Genomic DNA, 17,564 nt, shown 5'->3' on the forward strand with positions numbered 1-17,564 from the left:
CGGAGCGGGACGGTGCTGGAAGTCAGCGGGCTGGTGAAGCGCTTTGGTGGCTTCACCGCCGTCAACAACGTGTCGTTCAAAGTCGATCAGGGCGAGATCCTCGGCCTGATCGGCCCCAACGGCTCGGGCAAGAGCACGATCTTCAACATGCTCTCCGGCACGCTGGCGCCGACCTCGGGTTCGATCCTGTTCGGCGGTTCCGAGATCGCGGGCCTCGCGCCGCACCGGATCATCAACAGCGGCATCGGCCGCACTTTCCAGATTCCGCGGCCATTCCGCCGCCTGACCATCTTCGAGAACGTCGCGCTGGCCGGCTTCTACGGCCAGGGCCGCCACAGCCGTGCCAGGGCGGAGGAGGCGGCCGAGCGGTCGCTCGCCATGGTCGGCCTGCCGACCGATCGCCATGCCAGCGTCGATGGCCTCGGCGCGGCCGGCCTGAAGAAGCTCGAGCTGGCGAAAGCGCTCGCCACGGCGCCGAAACTATTGCTTGCCGATGAGAGCCTCGGCGGTCTCGACGAAGCCGAGATGGGGCAGGCGGCCGATATGCTGCGCAACATCCGCGATGAACTCGGCATCACCATCATCTGGGTCGAGCACATCATGGGCGTGCTGATGCGCGTGGTCGACCGCGTCATGGTGCTCGATCACGGCGAGAAGATATCGGAGGGACTGCCGAGCGCGGTTGCCGGCGATCCGCGCGTGATCGAGGTCTATCTCGGCACCGACGCCGAGACCACGCAGGCCGCGGCCGCCGCAGCGCGCCGCCGCGCGGGAGGGCAGTGATGCTGGAGCTCCGCGGCGTCAATGCCGGCTATGGCACGTTCCAGGCGCTGTTCGACGTCAATCTCGACGTCAAAGCCGGCGAGGCCGTCGGCGTCATCGGCCCGAACGGCGCCGGCAAGACCACCTTGATGCGCGTCATCTCCGGCCTGATCCGTCCCTCGCGCGGGTCGATCAGGATGGAGGGGGTCGATGTCGTGGCGACACCGCCGCACAAGATCGTCAGCCTCGGCATTGCGCATGTGCCCGAGAACCGGCGGCTGTTTCCGCAGCTCTCGGTCGACGACAATCTCAAGATGGGCGCCTTCATGAAGGAGGCGCGCGGCCATTATGCCGAGCGGCTGGACGTCGTGTTCGACCTGTTTCCGCGCCTGAAGGAGCGCCGCCACCAAATGGCCGGCACCATGTCCGGCGGCGAGCAGCAGATGTGCGCGATCGGCCGCGCGCTGATGTCCAAGCCGAAGCTGCTGCTGCTCGACGAGCCCTCGGCGGGACTCGCGCCGGTCGTGGTGCAGCAGGTGTTCGAGCTGGTGAAGCGGATCCGGGCCAGCGGGCTGACGGTGCTGATCGTCGAGCAGAACGTGCAGCAGGTGCTGAAAGTGGTCGATCGCGCCTATCTGATCGAGGCGGGCACGATCAGATCGTCCGGCACGTCGGCGGAGATGCTGGCAAGCGACACGGTCAAGGAAGCGTATCTCGGGGTGTGAGGTTCATGCGGGCATGCAAGCTTTTCTGGACATTTTCGACATCTACCTGCTGGAAGCCGTGATCAACGGCATCCTGCTCGGCGGCGTGCTGGCGCTGCTCGCGCTTGGGCTCAATCTGATCTTCGGCGTCATCGACGTGACCTGGATCTGCTACGCCGAGCTGGTGATGATCGGCATGTACGCGATGTATTTCCTGGTGCAGTATTACGGCGTCAGCTATTTCGTCGCCGCGCCGCTCACGATTCTGCTGGTTGCGATGCTCGGCGCCGCGCTGCACTACCTCGTGATTGCGCCGCTGCTCACGGCCCCGCCGATCAACCAGCTGCTTGCAACGGGCGGTGTGCTGTTCGTACTCCAGAGCTTTGCCACCGTTGCCTTCGGCATCGACTTCCGCAATCTCGGCATCCGCCTGCCGGTGCTCGCTTTCGGCGACATGAATTTCAGCTACGCACGGCTGCTGTCGTTCCTGGCCGCACTGGTCGGCATGGTCGCGGTCTACCTGTTCATGACGCGGACCTTCACCGGCACCGCGATCCGCGCCATTTCGCAGGACCGGCAGATCATGGCGCTGATGGGCGTCGATACGAAGAAGATCTACCTGATCACCTCTGCACTCGGCGGCGCGCTGGCCGGGCTCGCCGCCTGTCTGCTGGTGCTGCAATATGACGTGCATCCCTTCGTCGGTCTCTCCTTCGGACCCATCACCTTCCTGATCTGCGTGCTCGGCGGGCTCGGCAATTTCATCGGCGGCTTCATCGCCGCCTTCGTGTTCGCCGAGATCATCTCGCTCGGCGGCCTGTTCTCCGATCTCGAATGGGGCTACGTGCTCGCCTTCGCCTTCTTCATCGTCATGATGTTCATCCGGCCCGCGGGCCTGCTTGCGAGGCGCCGATGATGGGGCAGGGGCGCCTTGCAGCCTGGGCGGTCGGGCTGGCGGCGCTGATCGCGCTGCCCTTCGTCTATCGCGATCCCTATCATCTGCACATCCTGGTGCTGATCCTGATCTGGTCGTTCGCCTATACATCGTGGTCGATGATGGGGCGGTTTGGCCTCGTCTCGCTCGGCCACGGCGGCTTCATGGGGATCGGCGCCTATGTCACCGCGCTCTTGTGGAATCATCTCGGCTGGTCGCCCTGGATCGGCATTCCCATCGGCATGGTCGCGGCCGGCGCGCTGGCGCTGATCGTCGGCTATCCCTGCTTCCGCTTCCGCATCACCGGGCATTATTTCGTGCTGGTGACGCTGGCGCTCTCCGGCATCGTGCTCCAGGTCATCACCGCGACGCGCGACTATACCGGTGGCTCGCTCGGCTATACGCCGAACCGCGCCTCGGGCAACAAGCTCCTGGCGCTGCAATTCGACGACAAGATCACCTGGTACTTGATCGCGCTCGGGGTCTGGCTCTTCGGCATCGTGGTCTGGCACTGGGTCGACCGCAGCATGGCACGTTATGCGCTGGAGGCGATCTCGGAAGACGAGGACGCCGCGGCCGCGGTCGGCGTCGACGTCACCGCGGAAAAGCTGAAGATCACGCTGCTCAGCGCCTTGATGACGGCGCTGGCCGGTGCGCTCTACTGCCAGTACCAGATGTTCATCACGCCCGACACCGTCAGCGGCATCGCGGTCTCGCTCCAGATGGTGTTCGCGGCCATCGTCGGCGGCCTGTTCGTCTCGCTCGGCCCGACCTTCGGCGCCGTCATCACAATTTTGCTGGCCGAGACCCTGCGTATCGGCTTCGGCACCAAAGCGGTCGGCTGGGACAATCTCGTCTACGGCGTGCTGCTGGTCCTTTTCATCATATTCCTTCCCAAGGGTATCCTTGGTAGCGTGCTCGACCGATTGAAGCCGCAACGCAAGGTGCCCCGCGCTCATGAGCAAGAAGCCGTCCAAATCGCTCGCCCAGGAACTTGACCGCTACATCACGCCGTTTCGCTATGATGGGTCGGGCAAGTTTCATCTCAAGGACCACAAGACCAACGAGAGGGACGACCTCGACAAGGAGACGGCGCAGGACATTCTCGACGCCAACAAGAAGCGGCTGATCGAGTTTCAGGAGAGGCTCTACGCCCAGGACCGCTGGTCGCTGCTGATCGTGTTCCAGGCCATGGACGCCGGCGGCAAGGATTCTGCGATCAAGGCGATCTTCGAGGGCATCAATCCGCAGGGCTGCGAGGTCCATGCCTTCAAGGCCCCGAGCACCAACGAGCTGGACCACGATTTCCTCTGGCGTCACGCGGTCGCGCTGCCCGCGCGCGGGCATATCGGCATCTTCAACCGTTCCCATTACGAGGAATGCCTGGTGACACGCGTGCACCCGGAGATCCTCGCCAAGGAGAAGCTGCCGCAAAAGCTCGTCACCAAGAACATCTGGAAAGAGCGGTTCGAGGACATCTCGGCTTTCGAGCGCTACCTCTACCGCAACGGCACACTGGTGTTGAAGTTCTTCCTCAACGTCTCCAAAGAGGAGCAGCGCGAGCGCTTCCTCGACCGGCTGGAAGATCCGGCCAAGCAGTGGAAGTTCTCAATGGGCGATATCAAGGAGCGCGCACTGTGGCCGCGCTACCAGGCGGTCTATCAGGACATCGTCCGCCACACGGCCACGCCCCATGCGCCGTGGTACGTCGTGCCGGCCGATCACAAATGGTTCGCACGGGTCGTGATCGGATCGGTGATCAATGCCGCGCTCGAAAAGCTGGACTTGCGCTTTCCCCGCGCCGACAAGGCCTCGGCTGCGGAGTTCGAAGCGGTGCGCGAGGCGCTTCAGAAGGAGGAGAAGGAGAGCAAGAAGCGAGCAAGGTGATCGCCGGCAAGCGGCAAAACCCGCGTACTCGCCGGCCCCCGACGAAAAGTTCGAAAACAACCCCATGCACAGTAGCCGGTGCCAGCGAAATCAATGGCTTGACCGCCCACCCGAATGGATGCGGATTTTACGAAATCTGTTTGACGCGTCGGGCAAAACAGGGGCATGATGTCATCATCGCCCCTGTGCCCCCCTCAATACCCGCGGCCCCACCAGTAGCAGAAGCGCTCGACGTTGGCGGGAAGGCCCGCTTCGTAGTTCCCCCATTTCTCGTATTTCGGCAGCTTCACTTCCTTCATCGCGGTGTCGAAGCATTTGCCGGCATCAGCTGCCTTCTTCACCTCGGCGGAGAGGTCCTCCATGTAGGCAATATCGTCCTCGATATCCTTCTTGGTGCCGAAGCGTCCGCCGGCATAGGGGTGACCGGGGATCATCCGCTCCCAGTCGAGCGAGGCCAGCTTCTTCAGCGAGGCGATGTATTCCAGCGGCGAGGCGTTGTCGGGAATGTTGCGGAACTGGACGGACTCGATCGGCGCGAAGTCGACGACGAAGACGATCTTCTCCTTCGGCAGCCGCATCACCAGCGAATTGTCGGAATGGTTGCGGCCGACATAGTCCAGCTCCAGCGTGGTACCGCCGAGCGTGATGGTCTTCTTGTCGTCCACCACCTCATCCGGCATCACGACGTCGGCGAGCAGGGATTTCTGCTTTTTCAACTCGAGCAGACGCTCTTTGGTCCGCCGGTGCGCGATGAACGTGGCGCCGAGATCCTTGAACGACTGGCCGCCGGCGATGTGGTCGTAGTGGTGATGGCTGTAGATGACGTATTTGATCGGCTTGTCGGTGACCGCCTTGATCGCGTCGATATAGGGTTTTGCCGGCCGCAAATACGAGATCGGGTCGGTCGCAATCACGCCCTTCGGCGTCACCACGAACATCGACTGGTGGCCGCCATAGCGGAAGACGTAGACGTTCTCGGTGCCGTCGACCTTTTTGGTCGAGGTCTGCGGCGGGTTTTGCGCGGCGGCCGATCCAATTCCGGCAACGAGCGCGGCAAGCGCAATGAGGCAAATCGATATCTTCATCTCAGGCTTTCTGGAAATGACGGAGGGCAGGAGAGGTGGAGATCCTCATCATCACTAACGCTGCCGGGAAGACTTTATTCCGCTACATCGGGTCGCAGGCCGTCCAAACCGACAGGTCATGATGCGTTGCGCTGCCGCTCGCGGAACTGCCACGTTCAATTGTGATGGCTTGGGCCTTTGATCCTGCTTGACAGTTTTGTGTCGCAGGAGGACCATGCAGATGGTCGCGAATACGCGACGCGCAACGTCCACCTCAAGAGCAAGGGGAGGTCTATGACACCACCTCCGCAAATCCAGCCGCGTTAAGTGCGATGGAGCTCGTTCGGACTATCGCATAGCGGCGCAAACCGCGAACGGCACGCCGGGTCAAGGTCTAGAGGGCTGCATCAGTGTGGCATGGCCCCTACCTGCCCGGCGCTGTGCTTTTACAGCCCGCTCATCGTGTTGGATGCCTTGACGAGGCCACCTGCGCGAATGTCCTGATAGCCTGCTTTCTCTCCTCCTCCTCACCGTCATTCCGGGTCCGATTCCCGGAATGACGAGAGAGGTTTTGCGTGCACCGGATTCCATGGCGCGCGCGTCTTTGCCGAGCCGCCTTCCCGATCCTGCGTTGCAGCAAATGCCAAGAGATTGTCGCCCCATCGGCAAACTTCCGACACAGGACGCGGGCGAATAACGACCATCCGACATGACGCATGCGTTTCGGCGGTGACCGCTCCGATTCCGCCGGGACGCATCTATTTTTTCCAGGGAATCCTCGTGTCGCATAAGCTTGCCCCCGCGCTTCTTGCCGCTCTCTTCCTCGCCGTCGCATCTCTCGCCGGAGCCCACGCCGAGCCAGCTGTGCCAGCGACCAGCAACGCTGCCGCGCTGTCGCCGGATGATGCCAGGCGCGCACTGGAGACGCTCCAGGACGACAAGAAGCGCGCGCAGATGATCGACACGCTGCGCGTGATCGCGAATGCATCCGGTCCACAGCAGCCTGCACCGCCCGCGCCCGAGCAGAAATCTGCGATCCCGCTCTCGGCCGACGGCCTCGGGGCGCAGCTCCTGCTCACCGTGTCCGAGGAGATCGGAGATATCTCGCGCCAGGTCGCCGACGTTGCCCGTACGCTCACGCATTTCCCGGCGTTCTACTACTGGATCGTGCGGACCGCGAACGATCCAACAGCCTACAATCTCCTGATCGAGATCGCCTGGAAGCTCGCGCTGGTGCTCGGTTGCGCCCTCGCGGCGGAATGGGTGATCTTCCGGCTGATCCGGCGCCCGGTCATATTCCTCGAATCGCGCGTGCCGCAGACCGTGCACGTACCGGCACAGCCGCTGGCCGCCGGCGACCCTCCATCGTCCGCGTCCGGCGTCGCCGCCCAGCCCGAGCAGCACCGGCGCCGCGTCAGCCTGGCGCGCGCGTGGCAATTGCTGCTGCGGCTGCCCTTCGTACTCGGACGCCTATTGCTGGAGTTGCTTCCTGTCGTCATCTTCGTGGGCGTGGCGACCACGCTGCTCGGAACGGAGATCGGCGACCCCGCCACCGTCCGTCTCGTCATCCTCGCGGTCGTGAATGCCTATGCGTTCTCGCGCGGGCTCATCTGTGTCGTCCGCGCACTGGCGGGCCCCTACGGCCTGTTTCCGGTCCGTGCCGAGACCGCGGCCTATATCGAGATCTGGGCGCGCCGCATCGTCGGCGTCGGTGTCTCAGGCATCGCCTTTGCCAATGTGGCGCTGTTGCTCGGGCTGCATCGCGCCGGCTATGCGGCGCTGCTGCGCATGGTGATGCTGGTCGTGCACCTCTTCGTCGTCGTCATCATCCTGCAATGCCGCCGTCAGGTCGCCGAAGCCATCCGTGCGCCCGCCGACCGGCAAGGCATCGCGGCCCGGATGCGCAATCGTATCGCCGGCGGTTGGCATTATCTCGCCATCGCGCTCGACATCGCGCTGTGGGCGGTCTGGGCGCTCAATATCCGCAACGGCTATTCGCTGCTGCTGCAATATTTCGTCGGCACTATCGCTGTGGTGCTGATCACCCGCGTCGCCATCATGGTGACGCTGAGCCTGATCGATCGCGGCTTTCGCATCAAGCCGGAGATCCTGCAGCGCTTTCCGGGCCTCGAGATCCGGGCCAACCGTTATTTGCCGCTGCTGCGGAAGATCGTCTCAGGTGTCATCGCCTTCATTGGTTTCGTAGCGGTGCTCGAGGTCTGGGGCGTCGATGCCATCGTCTGGTTCTACGGCGGCCAGATCGGCAGCCGGCTGATCTCGGCGGTGGCGACCATCGGCATCGCCGTCTTCATCGCCGCGGCGATCTGGGAAGCCAGCAACGCGCTGCTGGACCGTCAGATCAATACACTGTCGCGGGACGGGCATTATGCCCGCGCCGCGCGCCTGCGCACGTTCCAGCCGATGCTGCGGACGGCGCTTCTGTGCCTGATAGCCACCGTCGTCGGCCTGACCGCGCTGAGCGAGATCGGGGTCAACGTCGCGCCGCTGCTGGCGGGCGCCGGCATCGTCGGCATCGCGATCGGCTTCGGTTCGCAAAAGCTGGTGCAGGACCTCATCACCGGGCTGTTCCTGCTGCTGGAGAACACGGTCCAGGTCGGCGACAACGTCAGCGTCTCCGGACTTTCCGGCGTGGTCGAGAACGTCTCGATCCGCACGATCAGGCTCCGCGCAGGCGACGGCGCCGTGCACATCGTGCCGTTCAGCGCGGTCACGACCATCACCAATGCCAGCCGTGGCGCCGGCAATGCTTCGGTCAGCGTCAACGTCGCCTACAAGGAGGACACCGACCGTGCCGGCCAGATCCTCAAGGACATCGTCGACGAGATGCGCCGCGAGCCTGAATTCCGCAGCCTGATCCGCGGCGACCTCGATCTTTGGGGCATCGACAAGGTCGATGGCGCCATGGTGTCGATCGTCGGCCAGATACGCTGCACCGAGGCCGGCCGCTGGCCGGTCCAGCGCGAATTCAACCGCCGCATGAAGCAGCGTTTCCAGCAGAACGGCATCGAGGTCGCGTCCGCCACCCAGACCATCTTGATGCACATCGCGCCGCCGGCCGAGGGCGCCGTGAACCTCACGCAGCGAAGAGCGGCTGGATAGTCGCTCGGAAAACTTACTGCTTGCCTCGGTCGAACCGGCATCGTTCACTCCGCCCCACCGAGAAAGGGTGGCCGATCGTGAAAGCCGCCGACATCAAGCCTGAGTAGTTTCGAGGCGCCAAGAGCATTCCTGCCTCATCCTGGGCCGTCTCGAAGGATGGCCGCGGGCGAGATCGGGAGCCTTCATGGTTCGAGACGCGCGTGCCGCGCTCCTCACCATGAGGCGAGAGAGCTGCGACGTTAACCTTTCATGCTGCGCGGCATTCTCGCTGCGGTGCGAGATCACAATCAATGCCTAGAATTCTACGTCCTTGATCTCAGGTGAGCGGTGGCCGACAATGTCGGCTGTTCAATAAGAAACTCCCTGGGGGAATTCGTGAATAGACCTGCTCGGGTCAGCGCCCATTCGACATCATCCGACTCCGCGCACGGCATGGCGCTGCTGCGTGACCCCTTGCTCAACAAGGGCACCGCCTTCACGGAAGCGGAGCGCGACGCGCTCGGCTTGCGCGGCTTGCTGCCGCCCTGCGTGCTGACGATGGAGACCCAGGTCGAGCGCGTGCTGACCAATCTGCGCATGCTGCCGACAGACCTGGAAAAATTCGTCGCGCTGAACGCACTGCATGACCGCAACGAGGCGCTGTTCTTCCGCGTGGTCGTCGACAATATCGACGAGATCCAGCCGATCATCTACACGCCGACGGTCGGGCTCGCCTGCCAGAAGTTTGGCCTGATCTACCAGCGGCCGCGCGGCATGTTCATCTCCTCGCGCGATCGCGGCCAGATCGCCGAAATCCTGAAGAACTGGCCCAACCCCGCAAAACTGATCGTCGTCACCGACGGCGAGCGCATTTTGGGACTCGGCGATCTCGGCGCCAACGGCATGGGCATTCCGGTCGGAAAGCTCTCGCTCTACTCGGCGTGCGCGGGCGTGCATCCCGAGCATTGCCTGCCGATCGTGCTCGACGTCGGTACCAACAATGAAGAGCTTTTGAACGATCCGTATTATCTCGGCCTGCGCGAGCGGCGGCTCATCGGCGAGGCCTATGACAGCTTCGTCGACGAATTCATGGTCGCCGCGCGAAAGACATTTCCGGGCGTGCTGATCCAGTTCGAGGATTTTGCCAATCACTCGGCGTTCAAGCTACTGCACAAATATCGCGACGAGGCCTGCGTCTTCAACGACGACATCCAGGGCACCGCGGCGGTGGCGCTCGCCGGCCTGTTCTCGGCCTTGCGCGTCAACGGCGGCAGGCTGAAGGACCAGCGCATCCTGTTCCTCGGTGCGGGCGAGGCGGCGACCGGCATCGCCGATCTCGTGGTCTCCGCCATGATGGCGGAGGGCGCCTCGGAAGCCGAAGCGCTCCGGCGTAACTGGCTGGTGGATTCCCGCGGACTCGTCGTCGGCAGTCGCGAAGGCCTCCACGGTCACAAGCTCCGCTATGCCCATTCCGACCAGGCGCCGATCGCCGACTTCCTCACGGCGATCAAGACACTGAAGCCGACGGCGATCATCGGCGTTGCCGCAGTCGGCGGCGCCTTCACGCCCGAGGTGCTCAAGACGATGGCCGAACTCAACGAACAGCCGATCGTATTCGCGCTCTCCAACCCGACCTCGAAGGCCGAGTGCTCGGCGGAGGATGCCTATCGCTACACCGAGGGCCGCGCACTGTTCGCCTGCGGCAGCCCGTATGACCCGGTCAAGCTCAACGGCCGCACCTTCGTGCCACGCCAGGGCAACAACTCCTACATCTTCCCCGGTGTCGGCCTCGGCGTCATTGCCAGCCGTTCGCGGCTGGTGACGGACGAGATGTTCATGGCCGCCGCCCATACGCTTGCCGATTGCGTCGGCAAGGAGGACCTCGCGCAGGGCAGCCTCTATCCAGCGCTCCCTCGTATTCGCGAGGTCTCGGTACGCATCGCGGCCGCCGTCGCAGACGTCGCCTTCCAGCGCGGGCTCTCGGACGGACCCGCGCCCAACGACGTGAAGGGCCTGGTCCAATCCCAGATGTACGAGCCGAAGTACTAAGCTGTTGCGGGAAGCCGGAACGGCTTGGCTAACGCTCTCACATCGTCATGGCCGGGCTTGTCTCGGCCATCCACGCGTTGCCCGTGGTCCAAGAAATCCGGATGCCGGAGATACAAGCCTGGGGCGCTTGGCTCGCCGCATCACGTTGATTTTTCACCAGTCTGTCTCGATTCAGGACAGGCCAGTGTGGTGGAATCGTCACAGCTGGCGCGAAATGGCCGCGGCCTCAGGCGTGCTTTTGTTCTGACAAGGTTCTGCCCTCATTGCCCACCGAAACTGCGGGTCGTTCGGAGGGCGTACCATGTATCGCATTGCACGTGCCGAAAGTACCCGGATTTCCCTCGTCACCTCGGGCCGGTTGCTGCTCGCCATCCTTGGCGCCGCCTCGCTCGCCGCCTGCGCGCAATCGCCGGTCGGCCGCCAGAAGGCGGATCTCGCCGGCACAAGCCGGCAGGCCAATGTCGAGCGCCCCCACAGGGTCGCGGCGCTGCATCCGCGGCCGATCAGCCGGGCGCGTGCGCCTGACCGTGCCGGAGACGCAAAGCAAACCGCCTCGCATGGCGTTGCCAGCTTCTATTCGGATACCGAGACCGCGAGCGGCGAGAAGTTCGACAAGAACGAATTGACCGCGGCCCATCCCAGCCTGCCGTTCGGCACCAAGCTGCGCGTCACCGACGTCTCCTCCGGCCGCTTCGTGACCGTCAGGGTCAACGATCGCGGGCCCTATGTTCGCGGACGCGTGGTCGACATCTCTCCCTCCGCGGCCGAGGCGCTCGGCATGATGGACAAGGGCATTACCAATGTCAGGCTCGACGTCGTGCGATAGGTGCGATTGAACGACCAGGACGCTGCCGCTTAACCGACTGTTAGCCGCTTCTCAAGCACCATGGATGCCCGAACAATTCGGGGCTTTTGGGGAGGCGGACGCTTGAACACGATCCAGTATCTCGAAGATCAGGCTGCACGCGCCGAGCGGCTCGCCAAACGGATCACGGATACGCTGACGATCGAAAAGCTGCTGAGCTTCGCCGGCAAACGCCGCCGCGAAATCGAGGTCATCACCGCGAAATATCGGCGCGCATAACTCCTCCTAAACCATGCAGCGGACGCATTCCCCGTCGCTTTGAGGCGCGGAACTTCTTTTCGCCTCCTGCGTCATCTGGACGGTGCATGAGGAGGAAGAAGTCATGGGTTTTGGACGAGGTGCTTTGCTTTGGTTGCTTGGCGTGCCGCTGCCGATCGTTCTGCTGCTGGCATTGTTCTGGCATCACTGACGTTGCCACACGAAAAGCGCCGCGGAAGCGGCGCTTTTTTGTTGCCTGCAATTTGACGGCGATCACCGCGCGGCGCGTCGTTAGCTGTGGTTCTCGACGAAGTCGCTGAGATAGTCGGGCAGCGTCACGCCATCGATGTCGCAGCGCGCCTGGATTTCGCCGGCGACGTCGGTCGAGATATCCTTCATCCAGTGCTCGAGCGTGTTGAACGAGATGACCTTGATGGGATCGTTGAAGCAGCCGGCGACGAGTTCGCGGATCGTGGCGTCGAGGTCGGTTCGCTCGATGCGGATTTCAGTCGCCTTGTCGCGGCGATCGATCACCACGAACAAGGTCTGGTCTGCGCCATAGGGCACGACCGGGGATGGTACGCCAGCTTCAAGCATCTCAGATACCCTCGCCTTGGCTTTCGACCCGTTAACGGGAAAAACCGGAAGAAGGTTCCTTCGTTGGTGAGAAGCTTGTCGGACGCGTGCAGCTTCGGTGTCTGCACGCAATCAGAGATACTCCCTCAGCCGCGATAGCTCGATGACGTGCTCGGGCGAAAGGATATCCGTGACCAGGGGCGGCTGCGCCGCCGTATGGATTTCGTAGAGGTGCCTGGTGGCCGCCGGCTTCTCCATAAAGGCCGAGATGCATTCGTCGAGCGTGCCTTCGCTGACCTGATAGGAATCTCTGTCGGGCCGCCGCTGGTTCGCAAGCGACGGCCATTTATGCAGCGCCGCGAGCATGCCGAAATCGACCTTTGAAACCCCAGCAACGTCCCCCATCGCACCGCCTCACGCAAAAAACACCCCAGCACGCGGACTTGCGTGCCGGGGCCTACATCTGTCGCTGCATCTCAATGCCACGCGAGCTTCAACGCGGCGGCCGGGAAAAGGTTCCCGGCCACCTTGCCATTCTCAGCTCGCGGCGGCCGCAATCCTGTGCCCCGGGCTGCCGTGACCGTGGCTGTGTTCGTCGCCGCGGCCGACCTCCGGCGGCAGTCCGGCGAAGCGGCGCAAGGCTTCCGCCATCTGCACCCGGCCCGAGACGCCGGTGATCACCACGTCGACCATCGCAAAGGACGAGTGGAAATGCCCGCGCGCCTTGAGTTGCTCGACCCGGACGCCGGCGGCCGCCATCGCCTCGGCATAGGCGATGCCTTCGTCGCGCAGAGGATCGAATTCGCAGGTGACGACGAAGGCCGGCGGCAACCCTGAGACCTTGCCGCGCAGCGGCGAGACGCGCGGATCGGTGCGGTCGGCCGGTGAGCAGTAGAGGTCCCAGAACCAGTACATCAGCGAACCGGTCAGGAAATAGCCGGTCGCATTGTCGTTGTATGAGGGACGATCGAAGCTGCAGTCAGTCACCGGACAGACCAGGAGCTGGCCGGCGATCTCAGGCCCGCCGCGATCGCGTGCGAGCTGGCAGGTGACGGCGGCGATGTTGCCGCCGGCGCTCCAGCCAGCGACCAGCACCGGGCCCGGCTTGCCGCCGAGTTCGGCGGCGTGCTCGGCGATCCAGCGCGTTGCCGCATAGCCGTCTTCGGCTGCGGCCGGGAAGCGATGCTCGGGCGCGTGGCGATAGCCGACGCTGACGAACATCATGCCGGTTCGCCGCACCATGTCGCGGCAGAACGGGTCGTCCGACTGCTCGTCGCCGAGCACCCAGCCGCCGCCATGGAAATAGACCACGACCGGATGCGGCCCGGGCGATGCGGGCTTGTAGACACGATAGGGCAGCGGACCGTCGGTGCCCGGCAGCGTGCCGTCGACGATGTCGCCGATCGGCCGCCCTGCGGGGCGGCCCTTGTTGAACTCGTTGACGAAGGCGCGGGCGCCTAGCGCGCCCATCGACTCGATCGGCGGCAGGTTGAGCGACGCGAGCAGGTTCAGCACCAGCCGCACATCCGGCTGCAGCCGCACCACCTCGCCGTCGTTGCACTGCGCCGCGATGTCGGGGCCGGCGAGCCTGAAGCCGAGCATGCCGCGGCCGACGACCTCGTCGCAGATGCTGCGATAGGGACCGACGCCGCCGGTATAGGGCATCAGGCCCTGCACCTTGCCGGGCACGTTGGCGCCGGTGTACCAGGTGTTGGCGAGCCGGTGCAGCGTCACCATCGAACAGTCGGCCATGTGCCGGCCCCAGCCGGCTTGCGCCGTCTGGGTCGGCTCGATCGTGGTGAAGCCGGCATCCCGCAGCGCTGCGAGCCGGTCGACGACCCAATCGACATGCTGCTCGATCGACACCGCCATGTTCGACAGCACCGACGGGCTGCCGGGCCCGGTGATCATGAAGAAATTCGGGAAGCCCTCGACGGTGAGCCCGAGATAGGTCTGCGGCCCCTGCGCCCAGACATCAGTGAGCGACTTGCCGCCGCGCCCGGTGATCGGATGCACGGCGCGGATCGCGCCGGTCATGGCGTCGAAGCCGGTCGCGAACACGATCACGTCGACGTCGAAGTTGCGCTTGCCGGTGGTGATGCCGCTTGCGGTGATCGCCTTGATCGGCTCCTCGCGCAGATTGACCAGCGTGACGTTCGGCCGGTTGTAGGTGGCGTAGTAGTTGGTATCGAGGCAGGGCCGCTTGGCGCCGAAGGGATGATCGTGCGGCATCAGCGCCGCCGCGGTTTCCGGATCCTTCACCGCCGCCGAGATTTTCTCGCGAATGAGCTCGCCGATTAGCGCGTTGCCATCGAAATCGACGGCCTGGTCGGCCCAGAGCTGCGTCAGGATGTGGACGAGGTCCCCGGCTGCCCAGGCACGTTCGAACCGCTCACGACGCTCGGCATCGCTCAGTTGCCAGCTCACGACGGTTTGTTGCGGGTAGGGCACCCCGGCCATCGACTGGCGTGCCTGCTCGCGATAGGCCGCGCGGTCGCTCTGGAACAGGTCCATGCGATCGGACGGCGCGGGGCCGTTATGCGCAGGCAGCGCGAAATTCGGCGTGCGCTGGAACACGGTCAGATGCGCCGCCTGCTCGGCGATCAGCGGGATCGACTGGATGGCCGACGAGCCCGTGCCGATGACCGCGACGCGCTTGCCGGCGAGATCGACGCCGTCATGCGGCCAGCGTCCGGTGAAATAGACCTTGCCGCCAAAATCCTTGACGCCGTCGATCTCCGGCGGCTTTGGCGCCGAAAGGCAGCCGGTGGCCATGATGTAGTGGCGGCAGGAGACCGGCGCGCCATTGTCGGTGGTGAGCTGCCAGCGCTCGGTCGCTTCGTCCCATCTGGCTTCGGTGACCTTGGTCCTGAAGCGGATGTCGCGGCGCAGGTCGTAGCGGTCCGCGACGAAGCCGAGATAGCGCAGGATCTCGGGCTGGGTCGCGTATTTCTCCGACCAGGTCCAGGCCGTATCGAGTTCCGGATCGAAGGTGTAGCTGTAGTCGATGGTCTGGATATCGCAGCGCGCGCCGGGATATCGGTTCCAGTACCAGGTGCCGCCGACATCGCCGGCCTCTTCGAGTGTGACCGCCGAGAAGCCGGCCTTGCGCAGCCGGTGAAGAAGATAGAGGCCGGCAAATCCCGCACCGACCACGGCAACATCGACCCGTTGGGCTCCGCTCGCCGCCTTGGATTCACGTGCGGCAACCATTGCGTCAGGCATGGCATTCCTCCCGTGTATTTTGTTTTGCCGGCAGGCTATCGCCGCAGGCTCGGCTTGTCATCAGAACAAGTGCAATCTTCGGTAGCCATTTGTGGCGTCAGCCGTGGCCGCGCGAAGGTTGCGGCGATACACGCATCGCGATGCACAATCGCCGGGATAGCCCGGACTCATCAGACCACATCCCTCTGTGTATGCTTGCGGATACTAGCCACGCGTGCCGACCGAGCGTCATGACAGAGTTGAGTGAACGGACCAAAGCGAACATGGACGTCGTCCTGGAGGAGACGTGTCGCCAATTGCCGCATGGCGGCGATCACGACAGCCGCAGGTTCATCGCCGAGCGCCTGATCGAGGCGGCACAGTCCGGTCACTCCACGCTCGGTGAGCTCGGCATCATTGCACGGCGCGCGCTCGCGGAGCTCATCGCTAAGAACGGTTAGGGCCGCTGCGGCGCTTGCCTCCCCATGGGACGCGGACGTAACCTGACGGCGAACCCGTCCGCGCATCGAGATCCACCAAGATGCGGTCCTTGCTCGCGCTTGCTGCGGCTTCCGCATTCCTTTGCACCGGCCCGGCCGCGGCCCAGCCCGCCGGACAGTTTCCATTCGCTTTGACGCGTGAAGGACAGATGCTCGGCGCCGTCGAAGGCGAAGTCGCGTCCTTCAGGGGGCTGGCCTATGCAGCGCCGCCGGTCGGCGCCCTGCGCTGGCGTCCCCCGCAGGCCACGGCCGAGAACGCCGAGATGCACACCGCCTATGAGTACGGCGCGCCCTGCCTTCAGCCATCGCTGCCGGGCGCGCGCGAGGATTGCCTCACGCTGAACGTGTTCCGTCCCTTCGGGGTCGACGGCCCGCTGCCGGTGATGGTGTTCATCCATGGCGGCGCCTTCGTCACCGGCACCGCGAACGATCCGCTGTTCGACGGCGCGAAACTCGCGCAGGCCGGCCTGATCGTGGTGACCGTGAATTTTCGTCTCGGCGCGCTCGGCTGGCTCATTGACCCCGATCTGTCGGAAGGCGGTTCGGGCAATTACGGTCTGATGGACCAGATTGCGGCGCTGCATTGGGTGCACGACAACATCGCGGCCTTCGGCGGCGATCCGGGCAACGTCACGCTGTTCGGCAGCGGCGCCGGCGCGGCGTCGATCGCGCTGCTGATGCTGTCCGCGCAATCGCGCGATCTCTTCCAGAAAGCCATTCTGCAATCGGTGCCCGGCCGTATGCGACTGCGTTCGGCGCAGGAGGCGGAGCTCGTGGGCCGGCAATTCGTGGCGGCGCTTGGGCGGCAGGCGGAGCCGCGCGCGGCCGAGCCGCGACGCCTGCTCGCCGCCGAAAGGCATCTGCTGGAAAAATCGTCGCGCAGCTTCGCGCCGATGATCGATGGAAGCCTGGTGATCGAGGATCCTGCCGCGGGCTTTGCGGCCGGACATGAGAGCCGCATTCCCCTGATGATCGGCTCGAACGACGACGAGACGAATTTCGACAGCGAGCTGGAAATCAAGGAGGAGCTTGCATCGTCCGGCACCACCAGCGATGAGCTGCGCAAGCTCTATCCGGACCTCGCCGGGTCTTCGGAGCTCGCGGCGAGGTTCTACACCGACAAGGCCTTCTCGGAGCCGGTGAGGCTATTGGCGCGCCTGCATGCGGCAAGCGGCGCGCCGACCTTTCGCTATCGCTTCGCCTATGTGCCGGAGGCGCGGCGCGCAAATCCCGAGGGCGGTCACGGGCGCGAGTTGCAGTTCATCTTCGGCGTGGAAGGCGTGCCCGGTGCGGGGATCCTGTCACGAAGTGATCGCGAGGTCGCAAGCCGCATGCGCGCCTACTGGATCAACTTCGCCAGGAGCGGCGATCCCAACGGCCCCGACCTGCCACGCTGGGACGTGGCGGCAGGCCGCGATCGCCTGCTGCTGATCACGAACGATCGGATTGCGAGCGGAGACGACCCCTGGACGGAGCGTCTCGACCGGCTCGGGCGCTAGGGCTGGATGAGCTGGACTTAAGCCGCGAGCTCGACGCGCGGCGCCGGGCTCAGCCGGTCTTCCTCGAGATAGTCCATCGCACCGTCCTTCTCGACGGCGTAGAACTGCTGGCCTTCCTTCGACCTGTAGGCGGCGCGAACGACGCCGCGGCGGCCCTTGTCACTGTTGACGACGTCCCCCAGCGCAAACTTCTTCATCTTACGTCTCGCTTGTCTTCAGGCCG

The 17,564-nt window shown here is 64.4% G+C and carries 17 protein-coding genes; 11 read left to right on the forward strand and 6 right to left on the reverse strand.

Going from position 1 to position 17,564, the window contains the following annotated elements; genetic code table 11:
* Positions 1–12 precede the first annotated feature (12 nt).
* Genes OC450_RS03015 through OC450_RS03035 form a run of 5 tightly spaced genes read left to right on the forward strand, consistent with a single transcriptional unit; the run spans position 13 to position 4,287 of the window.
* Positions 13–783: an ABC transporter ATP-binding protein gene (locus OC450_RS03015; protein WP_211384621.1), complete on the forward strand. Its 771-nt coding sequence runs from the start codon at positions 13–15 to the stop codon at positions 781–783.
* A complete protein-coding gene (locus tag OC450_RS03020) occupies positions 783–1,487 on the forward strand; it encodes an ABC transporter ATP-binding protein (RefSeq protein WP_211384622.1) in 705 nt (234 codons plus the stop codon). The genes OC450_RS03015 and OC450_RS03020 overlap by 1 nt, the downstream gene beginning before the upstream one ends.
* A gap of 13 nt (positions 1,488–1,500) precedes the next feature.
* Positions 1,501–2,382: a branched-chain amino acid ABC transporter permease gene (locus tag OC450_RS03025; RefSeq protein WP_211384623.1), complete on the forward strand. Its 882-nt coding sequence runs from the start codon at positions 1,501–1,503 to the stop codon at positions 2,380–2,382.
* Positions 2,379–3,398, forward strand: coding sequence for a branched-chain amino acid ABC transporter permease (locus tag OC450_RS03030; protein WP_262047144.1), 1,020 nt, complete (start codon positions 2,379–2,381; stop codon positions 3,396–3,398). The genes OC450_RS03025 and OC450_RS03030 overlap by 4 nt, the downstream gene beginning before the upstream one ends.
* Positions 3,358–4,287 (forward strand): polyphosphate kinase 2 family protein, encoded by a 930-nt coding sequence (locus OC450_RS03035; protein ID WP_211384625.1) that lies wholly within the window; start codon positions 3,358–3,360, stop codon positions 4,285–4,287. Before OC450_RS03030 ends, OC450_RS03035 begins: the two co-directional genes overlap by 41 nt.
* Before the next feature lie 194 nt (positions 4,288–4,481).
* On the opposite strand, the gene OC450_RS03040 is transcribed toward OC450_RS03035, so the two are convergent.
* Entirely contained in the window at positions 4,482–5,372 is an 891-nt protein-coding gene (locus OC450_RS03040) for an MBL fold metallo-hydrolase (protein WP_262047145.1), read from the reverse strand.
* Positions 5,373–6,131: 759 nt separating this feature from the next.
* Between OC450_RS03040 and OC450_RS03045 the strand changes: the two genes are divergently transcribed.
* The 4 genes from OC450_RS03045 to OC450_RS03060 all read left to right on the forward strand — a co-directional run bounded on the left by OC450_RS03045 (position 6,132) and on the right by OC450_RS03060 (position 11,583).
* Complete coding sequence (locus OC450_RS03045) at positions 6,132–8,471, forward strand: mechanosensitive ion channel domain-containing protein (protein ID WP_262047146.1); 2,340 nt, start codon at positions 6,132–6,134, stop codon at positions 8,469–8,471.
* A gap of 375 nt (positions 8,472–8,846) precedes the next feature.
* Positions 8,847–10,499: an NAD-dependent malic enzyme gene (locus tag OC450_RS03050; RefSeq protein ID WP_262047147.1), complete on the forward strand. Its 1,653-nt coding sequence runs from the start codon at positions 8,847–8,849 to the stop codon at positions 10,497–10,499.
* Positions 10,500–10,800: 301 nt separating this feature from the next.
* Positions 10,801–11,325, forward strand: a complete 525-nt coding sequence (locus tag OC450_RS03055) for a septal ring lytic transglycosylase RlpA family protein (protein WP_256806093.1) — start codon at positions 10,801–10,803, stop codon at positions 11,323–11,325.
* Positions 11,326–11,427: 102 nt separating this feature from the next.
* A complete protein-coding gene (locus OC450_RS03060; RefSeq protein WP_262047148.1) occupies positions 11,428–11,583 on the forward strand; it encodes a hypothetical protein in 156 nt (51 codons plus the stop codon).
* Here the strand turns inward: OC450_RS03060 and OC450_RS03065 are convergent.
* The 4 genes from OC450_RS03065 to OC450_RS03080 all read right to left on the reverse strand — a co-directional run bounded on the left by OC450_RS03065 (position 11,558) and on the right by OC450_RS03080 (position 15,363).
* A complete protein-coding gene (locus tag OC450_RS03065; RefSeq protein WP_256806095.1) occupies positions 11,558–11,839 on the reverse strand; it encodes a hypothetical protein in 282 nt (93 codons plus the stop codon). The two genes, OC450_RS03060 and OC450_RS03065, sit on opposite strands and share 26 nt — an antisense overlap.
* Positions 11,840–11,853: 14 nt before the next feature.
* Positions 11,854–12,159, reverse strand: a complete 306-nt coding sequence (locus tag OC450_RS03070) for a hypothetical protein (RefSeq protein WP_256806096.1) — start codon at positions 12,157–12,159, stop codon at positions 11,854–11,856.
* Between the two features lie 111 nt (positions 12,160–12,270).
* Positions 12,271–12,543: a hypothetical protein gene (locus OC450_RS03075; RefSeq protein WP_211384632.1), complete on the reverse strand. Its 273-nt coding sequence runs from the start codon at positions 12,541–12,543 to the stop codon at positions 12,271–12,273.
* Positions 12,544–12,675: 132 nt separating this feature from the next.
* Positions 12,676–15,363, reverse strand: a complete 2,688-nt coding sequence (locus OC450_RS03080; protein ID WP_211384633.1) for a flavin-containing monooxygenase — start codon at positions 15,361–15,363, stop codon at positions 12,676–12,678.
* Between the two features lie 191 nt (positions 15,364–15,554).
* On the opposite strand from OC450_RS03080, the gene OC450_RS03085 reads away from it, so the two are divergent.
* Together OC450_RS03085 and OC450_RS03090 are read left to right on the forward strand one after the other, a co-directional pair.
* A complete protein-coding gene (locus OC450_RS03085; protein ID WP_306235253.1) occupies positions 15,555–15,803 on the forward strand; it encodes a hypothetical protein in 249 nt (82 codons plus the stop codon).
* An 80-nt stretch (positions 15,804–15,883) separates the two neighbouring features.
* On the forward strand, positions 15,884–17,341 hold the full coding sequence (locus tag OC450_RS03090; RefSeq protein WP_262047149.1) for a carboxylesterase/lipase family protein: 1,458 nt from the start codon (positions 15,884–15,886) through the stop codon (positions 17,339–17,341).
* A 17-nt stretch (positions 17,342–17,358) separates the two neighbouring features.
* Here the strand turns inward: OC450_RS03090 and OC450_RS03095 are convergent, their stop codons facing one another.
* On the reverse strand, positions 17,359–17,538 hold the full coding sequence (locus OC450_RS03095) for a hypothetical protein (protein ID WP_027519499.1): 180 nt from the start codon (positions 17,536–17,538) through the stop codon (positions 17,359–17,361).
* Positions 17,539–17,564 lie beyond the last annotated feature (26 nt).

This window comes from Bradyrhizobium sp. Bra78, assembly GCF_024519855.1.
GTDB classification, from domain to species: domain Bacteria; phylum Pseudomonadota; class Alphaproteobacteria; order Rhizobiales; family Xanthobacteraceae; genus Bradyrhizobium; species Bradyrhizobium japonicum_G.